The sequence below is a fragment of the Arthrobacter sp. YAF16 genome (assembly GCF_052113385.1).
Taxonomy (GTDB): domain Bacteria; phylum Actinomycetota; class Actinomycetes; order Actinomycetales; family Micrococcaceae; genus Arthrobacter.
Window position 1 is genome coordinate 100191 of record NZ_JBFRDC010000003.1, and the last position, 15021, is coordinate 115211.

Genomic DNA, 15021 nt, shown 5'->3' on the forward strand with positions numbered 1-15021 from the left:
AGGCCGATGCGGCTAGGCTGGGCTGGTGGAATTTGACGCTGTTGTACTCGCCGGGGGCCGGTCCGCCAGGCTTGGCGGCGTACCCAAGGCCCGGCTGACGGTCGACGGCGGCACCCTGCTAAGTCGGTCACTGCAGGCTGCCCGGGGCGCCCGCCGGACCGTCGTCGTCGGCCCCGACCCCGGCGACCTCCCACCAGATGTGCTCGGCTGTCGCGAGGACCCGCCGTTTGGCGGACCCGCCGCCGCGATTGCCGCCGGCCTTTCCGCCCTGGCCGCCGTTGGGCGCGGCGAGCCCGCCGCAGCCGGCGCGGCCTCGCTGACCCTCGTGCTGGCCTGCGACATGCCCCGCGTGGCCGACGCCGTCCGCGCCTTGCTCGACGCACTGGCTGATGTCCTCGCCAATGCCCCGGGTGACGCCGCGGCCGGCCCCGTCGACGGGTTCGTGGCCGTTTCGGCGGACGGCCGCCTGCAACCCCTCGTGGGACTTTATGGCACGGCCGCGCTAGAACGCGCCGTCGCCGACGCGGCGCGGCGGAACGCCCTCGAGGGGGGCTCAGTGTTCTCCCTCCTTGCTAGTCTTGAGCTGCGGCAGGTTCCGGTTCCGTCGGGTTCCACCGATGATGTGGACACTTGGGACGACGCCTCCGCCATGGGGGTGTCCACGCCCGGTCCGGGCCAGTCCGGGGCGCTGGGGCCCAACTCAACTTTGGAGGCAAACGGTGAAGAGCCAGGATGAAACGCTTGAAGACTGGTGCCGTGCGCTGCTCCAGGCCCTTGAGCTCGAAGATGTCGAGATCGACATCAACGAAGTGCTGGGGCTGGCCGGTGTGGCCGCCCACTCCGTCGTCCGGCCGGCCGCGCCGCTGACCACCTTCATCGCCGGCTTCGCCGCCGGCCTGGCGTCCGGATCCGGCCAGGCGCCGGACAGCGTGTCAATGCAGGCCGCCATGGGCGTGGCCCGGAAGCTCGCCAAGGAGTACGCCGCCGCCGAGGCTTCCGGGGCATGACCCCGGAGCCCCCTGACGGCAGCAGCGGCGTCGAGGACGACGATTCCGTGTCCGAACCGTCCGCCGCGCCACCGGATGCCGACGCCTCCGTCGACAATAACGCCCACGACGACGATGACGCCGACGACGGCGCCGCCGCCGTCGCGGAGGCGCCGCACCGGCATGTCGCCCACAGCTGGCAGGAAGCCCGGCAACTGGCCTTCGACTGCGCCGTGCCCATCTCGTCCTCGCCCATTCTGCTCCGGCACGCCTTGGGCCGGACGCTGGCCGTGGACCTGACAGCACTGCATGACATGCCCCACTACGCCTCCTCCGCGATGGACGGCTGGGCGGTCAACGGCAGCGGCCCGTGGATCCTGGCCGAGCCGGGCCAGCGGCTGGCCCCGCACCAGGCGAGCCCGATCAACACCGGAGGACTGATCCCGCCGGGTGCGAAAGCCGTGCTCCGCAGCGAGAGCGGCGTCATCGCCCCGGACGAGGACGGGCTGCCGGTCCTGAAACTGGGCGGTGGCGCCAAGCCCGGGGAACCCCGCAACGGCGAACACATCCGCAAGGCCGCGGAGGAAGCCGCCGCCGGAGAGGTGCTGATCAAGGCCGGCGCCGTGCTCAACCCCGCGCACCTGGCCCTGGCCGCCCTCGCCGGTCACGACGCCCTGCCGGTCCTCGGCAAGGCGATGGTGCGGCTGGTGCTCACCGGCGCCGAAGTCGTCAGCACCGGCGTCCCAGCGCCAGGGGAGGTGCGGGACACGTTCGGGCCGCAGCTCGGCGCCGTCGTGGAAATGCTCGGCGGAATCTGCGCGGGCGAGGTCAAGATCGGGGACAGCGACGCCGAATGGCTCGCCGCGCTCGAAGACACCGAAGACACCGGCGCAGCTCACGATCCGGTGGGCGGCGCGGAGTCGGCCGGCGAGACACTCCCGGCCGACGTCGTGATCACCACAGGCGGCACCGGCCGCTCCGGCACTGACCATCTCAGGCGCACGGTTGCGGAATTGGGCGGCAGGCTGCTGATTGATGGCATCGCCATGCGCCCGGGCCATCCCGCGGTGCTGGCCGAACTGCCGGACGGGCGCTTCGTCATCGGGCTCCCCGGGAACCCGCTCGCCGCCATGATGGCGCTGTCCACGATTGGCGCCCCGCTGCTGGCCGCGCTGGGCCACGGGACGCCGCCGCCGGTGACCGAGGTGCCGTGCGGGACCATGATCGAGCCCGACCCCGGCCGGACCAGGCTGATGCCGTTCCGTATGCTGTACGGGATGGCATCGCCGGCGCAGCACACCGGCCCGGGCATGATGCGGGGACTGGCGGCGGCCGACGGCATCCTGGTGGTCCCGCCGCACGGCGTCCAGCTGGGGGAGCCGGTCCCAGCGTTTGCCCTCCCGTGGGGAGCCGCGCTTCCGGAGCCCGCCCCCGCGAAGGCTGCCGCCAAACCGGCCACCAAGCGCACCGCCAGGAAGCCGGCACCGGAGGGTCCGGTTGACTGGAGCGGTCTGCTTGGCTGACGCCCGGACAGAGTTCATGATGGATTCAGGGGCGAGCCGCCGCAGCTGGCGGCCGAACCCGTACTTAACGCTGATGAGGAGTATCCGATGGGCCGCGTGACACAGCGCCGCAAGGTGCACAAATTTGTCCTGGACGGCTCGCCGCAGGCGCTCGAGTTCCCGGTCCGGCACCGGGAGGACGTGTTGGCGGTCGAGGAGCCGCTTGAGATCCGGCTGGGCAATCTGTCCTTTTCCGTCACGATGCGGACCCCGGGCAACGACTTCGACCTTGTTGCCGGGTTCCTGGTCTCGGAGGGCGTCATCTGGACGCCGGATCAACTCGTCTCGCTGCGTTTCTGCGCCGGCGAGGACGAGGACGGCGTCCAGACCTTCAACGTCGTCGAAGCGCAGCTGCGCCCCGACGTCGTCCGGCCGGACACGGGGCGAAACTTCTTCACCTCCAGCTCCTGCGGGATCTGCGGTACCGACTCGATCGACGCCGTGCGCAAGTCCTCGCACTTCAGCCCGGCAGCGGACCCGCTGACCGTGCCGGTGGAGACCCTCGCCTCGCTGCCGGACCGGCTGCGGGAGGCCCAGGCCGTTTTCGACGTCACCGGCGGCGTGCATGCGGCGGGACTCTTCCGGATTGCCGACGACGGCTCGGCCGAGCTGCTCTGCCTGCGCGAGGATGTGGGCCGGCACAACGCAGTGGACAAGGTGGTGGGCTGGGCGCTGCGCGAAGGCCTGCTGCCCTTGAGCGGGACCGTGCTCCAGGTTTCCGGCCGGGCATCCTTCGAACTGGTGCAGAAAGCCTCGCTGGCCGGGATCCCGGTGCTGGCCGCCGTCAGCGCGCCCTCCAGCCTGGCCGTCGAACTCGCCGAGGACAGCGGGATGACCCTGGCCGGGTTCAGCCGTGGCACCACCTTGAACGTCTACGTCGGCAACGAACGCGTGTCCATGCGGCAGTCATCGGCCAGCGGCGCCCCCGCTTAACAACGTTGGCTTAACCGAGGCGGCCGACGTAGATTTTATCCATCGACTGGACACAGGGGTCGACCACGACTTGGCAACACCGGCACCAGCGCGAAGAGGATCACATTGCACGACGACCGCCGTCTCACGGAAGTCCGGCTGGACCGCTTTCTGCGCGAACGCATCATCCCCGCCGTGTACCCGCGCCGGGTCCCGCTCACGCTGAGCAGCTGGGACGTCGCGGGGGAACCGGTCCCGGTACAGGATGCGCTGCGGCAGACGTTCGTCCCGCAGGATCAAGGGGCGGCGTGGGGACAGCCATGGAGCACCAAGTGGCTGCGCCTCCAGGGCGAGGTCCCCGACTCCTGGGGCAGCCGCGCGGACACCGCCGTCGAAATCCTGGTGGACCTCGGCTTCAGCGGTGACCTGCCCGGGTTCCAGTGCGAGGGTACGGCCTGGCGGGCCGACGGATCGGTAATCAAGGCGATCTCCCCGCGGAACCAGTACATCCCCCTCAAGCTGCTGGGCAGCGGCATGTCCGTGGACTTCTACGTCGAAGCCGCTGCGAACCCCGACCTCTCGCAGGGCTGGACCTTCGCAGCTACCCCTTACGGCGATAAGGCGACCGCCGGCACCGAGCCGCAGTACCGGCTGGGTCCGATCGTCATCGCCGAGCTCAACCAGGCCGTCTGGGAACTGCACCAGGACATTGCCACGCTTAGCGGGCTGATGCACGAACTCCCCATGGAGCTGCCCCGACGGCACGAGATCCTCCGTGCGCTGGAACGGATGCTGGACGTCATGGACCCGGACGATGTCCCCGGCACCGCTGCCGACGGCCGTGCCGCGCTCGCCGAAGTCCTCGCCCGGCCGGCCTACGCCTCGGCCCACCAACTCGTCGCCACCGGCCACGCTCACATCGACTCTGCCTGGCTGTGGCCGGTCCGGGAAACCATCCGGAAGTGTGCGCGGACCTTCTCCAACGTCGTGGCGCTGATGGACGAGGACCCTAGCTTCGTCTTTTCCTGCTCGTCGGCGCAGCAGCTGGCCTGGATCAAGGAGTACTACCCGGAGCTGTTCGGGCGCATCCGGGAAAAGGTCAAAACCGGCCAGTTCGTCCCGGTGGGGGGCATGTGGGTCGAATCGGACAGCAACATGCCGGGAGGCGAAGCCATGGCGCGCCAGTTCCTGGAGGGCAAGAGCTTCTTCCTGGCCGAGTTCGGCGTCGAATGCCAGGAAGCGTGGCTGCCGGACACCTTCGGCTACTCCGCCGCGCTGCCGCAGATCGTCAAGGCCGCCGGCAGCCGCTGGTTCCTGACCCAGAAGATTTCCTGGAACCAGGTCAACCGGATGCCGCACCACACCTTCCACTGGGAAGGGATCGATGGCACCCGGCTCTTCACGCACTTCCCGCCCGTGGACACCTACAGCTCCGAAATCAGCGCCCGGGAGCTGGCACACGCCGAACGCAACTACCGGGACCACGGCCGCGGCACCATGTCCCTGCTCCCGTTCGGCTACGGCGACGGCGGCGGCGGACCCACCCGGGAGATGCTGGCGGCGGCGCAGCGCAACGCGGACCTGGAAGGTTCGCCGAAGGTGCGGCTGGGCTCGGCCGCGGAGTTCTTCGCCGGCGCCGAGGAGGAATACCAGGGCCTCCCGGTCTGGGTGGGCGAGATGTACCTGGAACTCCACCGCGGCACGTATACCAGCCAGGCCAACACTAAACGGGGCAACCGACGCAGCGAGCACCTCCTCCGGGAGGCGGAACTCTGGTGCGCCACCGCCGCGATCCGAGCCGGCGCCGCGTACCCGGCGGCGGAGCTCAAGCGGCTCTGGCGGCTGGTGCTGCTGCAGCAGTTCCATGACATCCTTCCCGGCAGCTCGATCGCCTGGGTGCACCAGGACGCGGAGCGGAACTACGACGCCGTCGCCCGCGAGCTGGAGGCGATCACCGCCGCCGCCGCCGTGGCCGTGTTGGGAGAGGGCGAGCAGGAGTTCCTGCTCAACGCGGCCCCGCACCCCCGCCGCGGTGTCCCGGCGCTCGCCGCCGCCACGCCCGTCAACGCGGCCGCACCCGTGCAGTCCACGGATGCCGACGGCGGCCACGTGCTGGACAACGGGATCATCCGCGCGGTGGTGAACGCAGACGGACTCCTGGTCTCGCTGCGGGACCACGCCAGCGGCCGTGAAGCAATCGCGCCGGGGGAGTTCGGCAATCTCCTCGAACTGCACCGGGACACCCCAAACGAATGGGACGCCTGGGACATCGACGCGTTCTACCGCCGCAACGTCACCCCGCTGACCGAGGCCCGCTCCGTGACGCTGGAACGCGACGGCGGGGCCGCCGTCGTCGTGGTGGAGCGGCTCGCCGGAACCTCCGCCGTGACCCAGCGGATCCGGCTGGAACCGGGTGCGCCGTCGCTGGCGATCTCCACCGCGGTGGACTGGCAGGAACGTGAGAAGCTGCTTAAGCTCGGCTTCGCCCTCGACGTCCGGGCCGATCGCTCGGCCTCGGAGACGCAGTTCGGCCATGTGTTCCGGCCCACCCACCTCAACACCTCGTGGGAGGCCGCCAAGTTCGAGATCTGCGCACACCGGTGGATCCACGTGGCCGAGCCCGGGTACGGCGTCGCGGTCTCGAACGCCGCCAGCTACGGTCACGACGTCACCCGCAAGATCCGCGCGGACGACGGCGGGACGACCACCACCGTCCGGGTTTCGCTGTTGCGGGCACCCAAGTTTCCGGATCCGGACGCGGACCGCGGCCGGCACGAACTGACGGTCACCGTGCGGCCCGGCGCCAGCATCGCCGACGCCGTCGAGGAGGGCTACCGCACCAACCTCGCCCCGCGCGTGGTCAGGGGAGCCCGCGGCGCGGAGCCGCTGTTCACGGTCTCCAATCCCGCCCTCGTGATCGAGGCGGTCAAACTGGCGGAGGACGGCTCCGGCGATGTGATCGTCCGCCTTTACGAGTCACTGGGGGAGCGCTCCGCCGGCACGGTCTTGGCCCAATTCGCCGCCACGGGGGTGCGGACCGTGGACCTCCTGGAACGTCCCGCGGACGCACCGGGCGTAACGATTCAGGACGGTTCCGCGGAGCTGGTCCTGCGGCCGTTCCAATTGCTGACCCTGAGATTCCAGCGCTGAGCCTTCTTTGCCCGGGTCGAGCGGCCAGCCGAAGCTTGATTCCCGTTAAACAGGCTGAGTGGGAGCGGTCCTTGCGGACCGCTACCACTCATCCCCCCAATGGCGCTTGGACGCCCCGCCAGGTTCCGTAAGACTGAATCCCCATTCACGGATGCTGGCCGGCGTTTTCACACATTCATGATTATCTCACGGTCTAATGATTTTGTGAATCCCCTGGCTCACGACTGAGGAAACGTTGCCGGAGTGTTACGTGGCGGGCGGCCGCTTTGCCCGGAGAACCAGAAGGCGAGGAGTCCCAGGACGTATCCCAGCACCGCCAGGTAGTTCACGAACAGCCGGGGCAAATCCCATGACTCCGGGGCGAAGGACACGGGCACGCTCGCGACGGCCGCCACGGCTCCCACCATGGTCAAGGCGGCGCCGGTCCGCACCAGCCGTGGCAGGGCTGCGTTGATGGCTGCCCGCAGTGAAGGGAGCAGGAGCAGCGAAACAAACGCGGGGTAGCTGCGGCCGGCTGCCGCGTAGAGCGGGGCGAGAACGGCGTTCCGCCCGCTGCCTGTCATGTCTTGAAGACCGGCTGAAGAGCCCCGGGTGTCCATCAGGAAGAACGTCACTCCGACGGCCAGGCACGCGGCTGCCAGCGCCCAGCGTCCCGCGCGGCCGGTGATCAGCTCCTTCGCGCGGGTTGCGCCCAGCCCCGCGGCCAGGCGCAGCCCGACCAGGAAGACCATTCCGAACACAATGAAGCGCAGAACCAGGTTGGTGAGGTTCAAGCTCCCCAGCGCACCATCGATCGCCGCGTAGGGTCCGGGGATGCTGAGCAGACTGCAGAGGGTGGCGAGGAACAGGATCCCGAACACAGCCCTGTTGCGACCGCGCAGGGCATCCGGCAGACGCAGTAACAGAACCAGGCCGCAAATAATCAGCGTTCCCCATTCAAGCATGTCCACCTCCTACTCACTCCGGCTTGGGCTCCCGGCGCCGCGGGCCCTTGAACTCTCTCACCTAGTCGCGTCTAATCTCACCCGGAGCCTTAGTTGATGACCCCTGGAGTCGCGGGGCTTTTCCCGCCGCTTTCTCCGGCCGCTGCCGGGTTGCCGCGACCCGCGCCAGCCAGATGACGGTCAGACCAATGCTGAGGCCAAGCGCGGCGGTGAAGTTGATCTTCGCCTGGACCCCGGATGAGCCTGGCGCAAAGAGCGGAAACAGGGCCGCAGCAATCAGTGCTGCGTACCCGAAGGACAAGAGCCCGGCACCGATCCGGATCGCGGCCGGCAAACGCCCCCTGACGGCACGCAGCGTAGCAGGCACCAGGCAGGCTGCCACGAAGGCGGGGTAGACCCTCCCCGCTGTCGCGTACAGTCCGATTAGCTGGGCGTTTTCCGCGCTCCGCAGGGGCAGCCCGTTGAGGCCGGTGGAGGAGCCGGTGGTGTCCGCCAGCAGGAACAGAACCGCAGTGGCAACTGCGATGGCGCCGAGCACGGCCAGCCCCAACGGCCCTGAGACGCGGCGGAGGCCGTTCCCGTCACCGAAGGCCTTCGCGGTGCGGTAGCCGGCCAAGGCCACCGCCCCGTATACGAGAAACCTCAAGATGAGGTTTGCGTAGTTGGCGCTCCCAAGCCACGCGTCGACGGCCAGGTACGGGCCATCGATGCTCAGCAGGATCGCGCCGGCCGAGAGGAGGAAGGCGCCAACAATTGACCGGTTGCGGCCCTTGATGGCGTCGGGGACGCGGGCTAAGGCGACGGCGCCGCAGATCGCCAAGGCCGACCACTGCAGGACCGCGGTCATCTATCTGCTCCGGGGGTCCGGCTTCGCGGCGGACGCTTGGCCGCCAGACGCCCCACCCAGATCAGAACGAGCCCGAGCACAAGGCACAGAATGCCGGTGTAATTGATGACAAACTCCCAGCTGGACAGCCCGGCCGGAATGATCGGGAATGCCAGTGTCAATGCGATGGCCACGGACCCGATGCCCAGGGCAACGGCGCTGCCGCGGATAATCAGCGGGAGCCTGCCGATGGCCGTCCTGGCCAGCGCGGGCAGCAGGGCCAGCAGGACGAAGGCCGGATAGAGCCTTCCGGCGGCGCCGTAGTACTCGGCCAGCACGGCATTGCGGCTGCTTCTGGCCGCCACCCCGGCAAGTCCCGCGGAGGACCCGGCCGTGTCCATCATCAAGAACAGGATGGTGACGGCGGCGCACGACAGTAGCGCCATACCAATCCCCCAAGGACCCGTCAGGAAGCGCCGGGCATCGTCGGCACTGAAGCCTTTCGCGAGCTGGAGGCCTAGAAAGAACACCGCGGCGAACCCAAAGAAACGCAGCACCAGATTCGCTATGTTGAAACCGCCCAGCACCTGGTCAATTGCTTGGTACGGTCCCTCGATGCTCAGCAGGATGGTCAACATGATCAGGACAAGGACGTAGAAGACGGGCCGGTTTTCACCCCGCCGGGCACCGGGGATCCGGGCGAGCACCACCAGGGTGCACACTGCGAAGGTGCTCCATTGCAGGGCGCCGACGTTCATCCGAGGTTCTCCCAGATATTTTCGGCTTGCGCCTGCTCCTGCTCCTGGCGGCGGAGTGTCTTGCCCAGGGCTTGGAGCCGCTCACCGGCCAAGGCAACCAGCTCGCCGTCGGACAGTGCATCCAGCGCGGACTGCCGGGCATCCGCGGGCCAGCCGGCTTCGGCCTCGGTGATGAGCCCCGTCGCGACGAGGCCGCCCGTCAAGCCCACGCCCCCGGCGCGCGAGGTTGCCACCGCAAGTTCCGGCGAGAGCCGGTTCGCGGTCAGCTGGGCTGAATAGTTCTGCGGGGCGACGCCGGTAGCGGCGGAAACGCGGTGGCGGAGTTCGCCGTCGTCGATGGCGTCCACCCAGTTTCGCACCGAGGTGGCGTGCGGAGCCGGGCTGAGCACGCGGAGTGTCCCAGTGCCGTTCTCGTGGTCCTGAGCGGAACGGGTAATGACGGCCCGCAGCAGGTCCATGGTGGCGACCTGGCTGACGAGCTCCGCCGGGGTGGGCGGCTGGGCAAGCCGGGTCAGGTCCGCGTACGTGCTGAAGTCGGCGAGCGATTCAGCGGGGTTCAGGCCGAGGGCCCGGCTGATGCTCACCACGGTGGTTTCGGCGACCTTGCCGCGCACCAGTTGCTGTGCCAAAGTGGTGCGCTTGACGCCGGAGATCCTGCAAATGTCCGCGGTGCTCATTGCCGGGGCAACGCCATGGAGCCAGAGTTGAAACGCTTTGGCGGGTAGTGCCATCTATGACTTTCTGCAGGGTCTTGCGCGGACTTAGCTGCTGGGCCGCTACACCGCCGGAGAAGCGCGGTGCCGCAACCCTCACATCATCATAATTCTTCAGCCGCGATCTTTTCTTGACCTTGCCCGCGGTGCGCGTCGGCCAAGGACGGGCAGTTTCGCGGGCCGCGTCGCGCGGCCACCCTTCCCAGCCAGATCAGGGACAGGCCCACCATCAGCCCGAGCACCCCAACCAAGCTGATGATGTATTGGATGAAGGCCAGGCGCTGGGGCAGGAGGTCGCTGATGGGCAGAAGGATCATGGCGGCGGATCCGGCCGTCAGGAGTGCCGCTCCGCCGCGAACGAGCCCCGGCAGGCGGGATCGAAGGGCCTTGATGGTCGCCGGCAGAAGGCAGGCCGCCACGTATGCCGGGTAGAGCCGGCCGGCCGTCGTATAGAGGGCGATCAGTTGGCGGTTAGGGCCGCTCTGGTCCGGCAGCGTGGCCAGTCCCACTGAGGTGCCGGCGGTATTCGCCATCAGGAACGGCACTGCGGTGGCGAGGCAGATGGTTGCCAGCGCCGCCAGGCCCACGGGGCCGAGGAGCAGGCGGAGGCTGTGGGTGTTCTCAAAGCCCTTGACAATCTTGTACCCGGCCAGCAGGACGGTTCCATAAACCACATAGCGCAGCGCCAGGTTGGCGTAGTTGTAGGAACCCAGGAAACCGTCAATCAGCGTGTAGCTCCACTGGATGCTCAGCACCATGCCCACCGTGACAAGCAGGAAAATGCCGAAGAGCGAGCGGTTTTCTCCGCGCAGCGCCGCTGGCAGGCGGAGGAAGGTGATCAGGGCACAGACAGCCAGGACGAACCATTGCAGGGCACTGATCATGGGCGTTTCCTTTTCCAGCGCGTCCGCACGTGCTTCCGTTTGTGCGTCTTCACTCACGAGGGTCCGGGACGCTGGCAATTTTGCCGTGGGACCCAATTCAACTATGCTAGATGCTCGAACCCGCTGGTCCGTACACCCCCCAAGTCCGGACCAGCGGGTTCTTCTATGCCCGGCGGGATGTCGGCGGATCTGCTACGAATTTCCGGCCCCTGACGGCTGCCTGCGGCCGTCCGTTTTGGGCCTCAGTGAGAGAATGGACTAATGACTGCAACCCTTGTTGCCAAGGACCTTTCCGGTGGTCACGACCACCGGACTCTCTTCTCCAAACTCTCCCTCACCGTCGCGCCGGGCGACGTCGTCGGCGTCGTGGGCGCCAACGGTGCCGGCAAGTCCACGCTGCTGCGGCTGCTCGCCGGCGTCGACCAGCCGCAGGAGGGAACGGTGAGCCTTGCCCCGGCCGACGCGTTCGTCGGGTGGCTGCCGCAGGAGCATGAACGGATCGACGGCGAAACCGTGGCCGGCTACATCGCCCGGCGCACCGGTTGCGGCCAGGCGACGGCGGACATGGAGTCCACCGCGGAGGCGCTGGGAACCGGCGCCCCGGGTTCCGAGGACGCGTACTCGGTGGCGTTCGACCGCTGGATGGCGTCCGGCGCCGCGGACCTGGAAGAGCGGATTCCGCCGGTACTGGCGGACCTGGGCCTCGAGGTGGGACCCGACGCCGCGATGACCGGGCTCTCCGGCGGGCAGGCCGCCCGGGTGGCGCTCGCGGCCCTCCTGTTGAGCCGCTTCGACATCGTGCTCCTCGATGAGCCCACCAACGACCTCGACCTGGGCGGCCTGGCCAAGCTGGAGGCCTTCGTCCAGGGACTGCGCGGCGGCGTCGTCCTGGTCTCGCACGACCGGGAGTTCCTGGCCCGCTGCGTGACCACGATCGTGGAATTGGACCTGGCGCAGAACTCCGTCGCGGTTTACGACGGCGGCTACGAGGCCTACCTGGAGGAGCGCGCCGTGGCCCGCCGGCACGCCCGGGAACGCTATGAAGAGTTCGCCTCCACCAAGGCAGACCTGGTCTCCCGCGCCCGCACGCAGCGTGAATGGAGCTCCCAGGGCGTCCGCAACGCGATGAAGAAGAGCCCGGACAATGACAAGATCCGCCGGGCAGCGAACACCGAGTCCTCGGAAAAGCAGGGGCAGAAGGTCCGCCAGATGGAATCACGGATCGCCCGGCTCGAGGAAGTCGAGGAACCGCGCAAGGAATGGCAGCTGCAGTTCAGCATCGGGGCGGCGCCGCGCTCCAGCGCCGTCGTCGCGACCCTGCGGGACGCCGTCATACACCAGGGGGACTTCACCCTGGGGCCGGTGAACCTGCAGCTCAACGCCGGCGAGCGGATCGGCATCACCGGGCCTAACGGGGCGGGCAAGTCCACCCTGCTGCGCCTGCTGCTCGGCGTGCAGCGGCCCGACGCCGGCGACGCCTCCATGGGCGCCTCGGTGGCGGTCGGGGAAATCGACCAGGCCCGCGGGCTGCTGGCGGGGCACCTCAAGCTTGCCGACGCCGTTGAAGCCGTGCTGACGGACCAGACCCCGGCGGAGGTGCGCACCCTGCTGGCCAAGTTCGGGCTCAAGGCCGACCACACTGCCCGGCCCGTTGACTCGCTCTCACCGGGCGAACGGACCCGGGCCGCGCTGGCGCTCCTGCAGGCCCGCGGAGTGAACCTGCTGGTCCTCGACGAGCCGACCAACCACCTGGATCTTCCCGCGATCGAGCAGCTGGAGGAAGCCCTCGACAGCTACGACGGTGCCCTGCTGCTCGTCACACACGACCGCCGACTGCTGGAAAACGTGCGCCTTGACGTGCGCTGGAACGTCGTCGACGGCGTCGTCACCGAACTGCTGGGCGCGAGCGCCCCGAAAGGTACCAACCGATGAGCATGGACCGGGTTGCCTGGAGCTCCCTTTACAACATCACCCGCGCCTCGAGCGGCTCCAAGCCGTTCTCCAAGGAACTGCTCAAGCGCGTGTTCGGCTTTGCCCGGCCGCATCGGGGCCGGCTGATCGCCTTCGTGCTGCTGTCCATCGTGATGGCGGTCCTCGCGGTCGCCACGCCGGTGCTCGCCGGCCAGGTGGTGGACGCGATCATCGCGAAGGCGGACGCCGGCACCGTGATCTGGCTGGCCGTGCTGATCGCGATCGTGGCGGTCGCCGAGGCCGGGATCGGGCTGGTGACGCGCTGGCTGTCCTCGACCATCGGTGAAGGCGTGATCGTGGACCTGCGCACCAAGGTCTTCGACCACGTGCAGAAGATGCCGATCGCGTTCTTCACCCGGACCCGCACCGGGGCGCTGGTCAGCCGGCTCAACAACGACGTGATCGGCGCGCAGTCGGCCTTCGCCGGCACGCTCTCCGGTGTTGTCAGCAACGTGGTGGCGCTGGCCCTCACCCTCGTGGTGATGCTGAACAAGTCCTGGCTCGTTACCGTGCTGGCCATGATCCTGCTGCCAATCTTCCTCATCCCGGCCCGCCGGATGGGCTCCAAGCTGGCCGAGCTGCGCCGCGAGGCGGCCGAGCACAACGCCGCCATGGGCACGCAGATGACGGAACGCTTCTCCGCCCCCGGCGCCACCCTGGTGAAGCTCTTCGGCAGGCCCGACGAGGAATCCCACGAATTCGCGCTTCGCGCCGGCCGGGTGCGGGACATCGGCGTCCGCACCGCCATGCTCCAGTTCACCTTCGTCACGGCCCTGACCCTGGTTTCGGCCCTTGCCCTCGCGCTGGTCTACGGCCTGGGCGGCTGGCTGGCCCTTGGCGGGCAGCTCGCCGCGGGCGACGTCGTCGTGCTGGCACTGCTGCTCACCCGCCTGTACGCGCCGCTCACCGCGCTGTCCAACGCCCGGGTGGAAATCATGAGCGCCCTGGTCAGCTTCGAGCGGGTCTTCGAGATCCTGGACCTCAAGCCGCTCATCCAGCAGAAGCCGGACGCGGTGGAATCGCCGCGCGGCCCGCTCTCGGTGGAGTTCGACGACGTCCGCTTCTCCTACCCCTCGGCGGACAAGGTCTCGCTGGCCTCGCTCGAGGACGTCTCCACGCTGGACACCCGCGGCGGCGAGGAAGTGCTGCACGGGATCAGCTTCCGGGTGGAACCGGGCCAGACCGTGGCGCTGGTGGGTTCCTCGGGCGCCGGCAAGTCCACCATCGCGCAGTTGCTCTCACGGCTCTACGACGTCGATTCGGGCGCCGTCCGCTTCGGCGGTGCGGGGTCCGGCGCCGGCGTGGACGTCCGCGACCTCACCTTCGATTCGATGCGCGAAACCCTGGGCATGGTCACGCAGGACGGGCACCTCTTCCACGAGAGCATCGCCTCCAACCTGCGCCTGGCCCGCCCGGGCGCCAGCGAAGAGCTGATGTGGGACGTGCTGCGCCAGGCCCGGCTTGAGGACATGATCCGCTCGCTGCCGGACGGGCTGGACACCGTGGTGGGGGAGCGCGGCTACCGACTCTCGGGAGGCGAACGGCAGCGGCTCACCATCGCCCGCCTGCTCATCGCCCAGCCGCGGGTCGTGATCCTGGACGAGGCCACGGCCGCGCTGGACTCGACGAACGAGGCCGCGGTGCAGGAAGCGCTTGGCGCGGCGCTCGAAGGCCGCACCGCCGTGGTGATCGCGCACCGGCTTTCCACGATCCGCGCCGCGGATGCCATCCTGGTGGTCGAGGACGGCACGATCGTGGAACGCGGGACGCACAACGAACTGCTCGCCGCCGAGGGGCGCTATGCAGAGCTCTACCGGACCCAGTTCGCCGAGGCCACCGCGGTGGCCGCTGAGGCGGTGCCGGAACTCTAGCTTTTCCGGGCCGCCTTCGCGGCTAGGGCCGGCAGAACATGGTCCGTAAGCAGCGGAGCCAGGTCGTCCGGCAGCCCGGCGGCCAGGTCCAGCCAGCGGATTTCGGCGATCTCCGCCGACGGGTGCGCGGTCCAGCTGCCTGCTGCATTAACTAACGTGGGCGCGGTGAACACCGTGGCCTCGATCTGCGTGGCGGCCTCGTTGGCGGCCTCGGCCAGCCAACGTCCGAAGGGTTCGAGGTCCTCGGGCGCCACAATGATGCCGACTTCCTCCTCGAGTTCCCGGGACGCCGCCTGTGCCGCGGATTCACCGGCTTCGGGTTTGCCGCCCGGATGCATGAACTTGTCAGTGCCGCGCTTGCGGACGGTGAGGAGGCGTCCGGCGTCGTCAAAGACGCAGACGGCGGACACCACGATGCGGGGATTCACGGCCGCTCGGTGCAGC

Annotated in this window: 13 protein-coding genes; 7 read left to right on the forward strand and 6 right to left on the reverse strand. The window is 68.9% G+C overall.

The window, feature by feature from the left end; genetic code table 11:
* Positions 1-25 precede the first annotated feature (25 nt).
* The 5 genes from mobA (at position 26) to AB4Y91_RS09695 (ending at position 6610) form a co-directional block, all read left to right on the forward strand.
* A complete protein-coding gene (mobA, locus tag AB4Y91_RS09675) occupies positions 26-736 on the forward strand; it encodes a molybdenum cofactor guanylyltransferase (RefSeq protein ID WP_441418267.1) in 711 nt (236 codons plus the stop codon).
* A complete protein-coding gene (locus AB4Y91_RS09680) occupies positions 720-1007 on the forward strand; it encodes a DUF6457 domain-containing protein (RefSeq protein ID WP_349627252.1) in 288 nt (95 codons plus the stop codon). Before mobA ends, AB4Y91_RS09680 begins: the two co-directional genes overlap by 17 nt.
* Positions 1004-2509: a molybdopterin-binding protein gene (locus AB4Y91_RS09685; protein ID WP_441418268.1), complete on the forward strand. Its 1506-nt coding sequence runs from the start codon at positions 1004-1006 to the stop codon at positions 2507-2509. The genes AB4Y91_RS09680 and AB4Y91_RS09685 overlap by 4 nt, the downstream gene beginning before the upstream one ends.
* Before the next feature lie 87 nt (positions 2510-2596).
* On the forward strand, positions 2597-3481 hold the full coding sequence (gene fdhD, locus AB4Y91_RS09690) for a formate dehydrogenase accessory sulfurtransferase FdhD (RefSeq protein ID WP_441418269.1): 885 nt from the start codon (positions 2597-2599) through the stop codon (positions 3479-3481).
* Between the two features lie 105 nt (positions 3482-3586).
* The gene (locus tag AB4Y91_RS09695; protein WP_441418270.1) at positions 3587-6610 is read left to right on the forward strand and encodes an alpha-mannosidase; all 3024 of its coding nucleotides are present in this window, start codon (positions 3587-3589) and stop codon (positions 6608-6610) included.
* A gap of 218 nt (positions 6611-6828) precedes the next feature.
* Here the strand turns inward: AB4Y91_RS09695 and AB4Y91_RS09700 are convergent, their stop codons facing one another.
* From AB4Y91_RS09700 to AB4Y91_RS09720, 5 genes are all read right to left on the reverse strand, one after another.
* Positions 6829-7554 (reverse strand): hypothetical protein, encoded by a 726-nt coding sequence (locus AB4Y91_RS09700; protein WP_441418271.1) that lies wholly within the window; start codon positions 7552-7554, stop codon positions 6829-6831.
* 61 nt (positions 7555-7615) lie between these two features.
* Entirely contained in the window at positions 7616-8401 is a 786-nt protein-coding gene (locus tag AB4Y91_RS09705; RefSeq protein ID WP_441418272.1) for a hypothetical protein, read from the reverse strand.
* A complete protein-coding gene (locus AB4Y91_RS09710; protein ID WP_441418273.1) occupies positions 8398-9138 on the reverse strand; it encodes a hypothetical protein in 741 nt (246 codons plus the stop codon). Before AB4Y91_RS09710 ends, AB4Y91_RS09705 begins: the two co-directional genes overlap by 4 nt.
* Positions 9135-9869, reverse strand: coding sequence for a hypothetical protein (locus AB4Y91_RS09715; RefSeq protein ID WP_441418274.1), 735 nt, complete (start codon positions 9867-9869; stop codon positions 9135-9137). Before AB4Y91_RS09715 ends, AB4Y91_RS09710 begins: the two co-directional genes overlap by 4 nt.
* A gap of 86 nt (positions 9870-9955) precedes the next feature.
* Positions 9956-10735 (reverse strand): hypothetical protein, encoded by a 780-nt coding sequence (locus AB4Y91_RS09720; RefSeq protein WP_441418275.1) that lies wholly within the window; start codon positions 10733-10735, stop codon positions 9956-9958.
* Between the two features lie 261 nt (positions 10736-10996).
* Here AB4Y91_RS09720 and AB4Y91_RS09725 point away from each other — a divergent pair, with 261 nt between their 5' ends.
* Both AB4Y91_RS09725 and AB4Y91_RS09730 read left to right on the forward strand, forming a co-directional pair.
* Positions 10997-12667 carry an ABC-F family ATP-binding cassette domain-containing protein gene (locus AB4Y91_RS09725; RefSeq protein WP_441418276.1) on the forward strand — a complete coding sequence of 557 codons (1671 nt, stop codon included), beginning with the start codon at positions 10997-10999 and terminating at the stop codon, positions 12665-12667.
* Positions 12664-14577, forward strand: a complete 1914-nt coding sequence (locus AB4Y91_RS09730) for an ABC transporter ATP-binding protein (protein ID WP_441418277.1) — start codon at positions 12664-12666, stop codon at positions 14575-14577. The genes AB4Y91_RS09725 and AB4Y91_RS09730 overlap by 4 nt, the downstream gene beginning before the upstream one ends.
* Here the strand turns inward: AB4Y91_RS09730 and AB4Y91_RS09735 are convergent.
* Positions 14574-15005 carry an NUDIX hydrolase gene (locus AB4Y91_RS09735; RefSeq protein WP_441418396.1) on the reverse strand — a complete coding sequence of 144 codons (432 nt, stop codon included), beginning with the start codon at positions 15003-15005 and terminating at the stop codon, positions 14574-14576. The genes AB4Y91_RS09730 and AB4Y91_RS09735 overlap by 4 nt on opposite strands.
* Positions 15006-15021: the final 16 nt, after the last annotated feature.

Bases quoted from the DNA above. Each gene is read 5' to 3' on its own strand.
- AB4Y91_RS09725 (WP_441418276.1), top strand. From the start codon at position 10,997: ATGACTGCAACCCTTGTTGCCAAGGACCTTTCCGGTGGTCACGACCAC.
- AB4Y91_RS09705 (WP_441418272.1), bottom strand. From the start codon at position 8,401: ATGACCGCGGTCCTGCAGTGGTCGGCCTTGGCGATCTGCGGCGCCGTC.
- AB4Y91_RS09720 (WP_441418275.1), bottom strand. From the start codon at position 10,735: ATGATCAGTGCCCTGCAATGGTTCGTCCTGGCTGTCTGTGCCCTGATC.
- AB4Y91_RS09700 (WP_441418271.1), bottom strand. From the start codon at position 7,554: ATGCTTGAATGGGGAACGCTGATTATTTGCGGCCTGGTTCTGTTACTG.
- AB4Y91_RS09715 (WP_441418274.1), bottom strand. From the start codon at position 9,869: ATGGCACTACCCGCCAAAGCGTTTCAACTCTGGCTCCATGGCGTTGCC.
- AB4Y91_RS09730 (WP_441418277.1), top strand. From the start codon at position 12,664: ATGAGCATGGACCGGGTTGCCTGGAGCTCCCTTTACAACATCACCCGC.
- AB4Y91_RS09710 (WP_441418273.1), bottom strand. From the start codon at position 9,138: ATGAACGTCGGCGCCCTGCAATGGAGCACCTTCGCAGTGTGCACCCTG.
- AB4Y91_RS09685 (WP_441418268.1), top strand. From the start codon at position 1,004: ATGACCCCGGAGCCCCCTGACGGCAGCAGCGGCGTCGAGGACGACGAT.
- fdhD (WP_441418269.1), top strand. From the start codon at position 2,597: ATGGGCCGCGTGACACAGCGCCGCAAGGTGCACAAATTTGTCCTGGAC.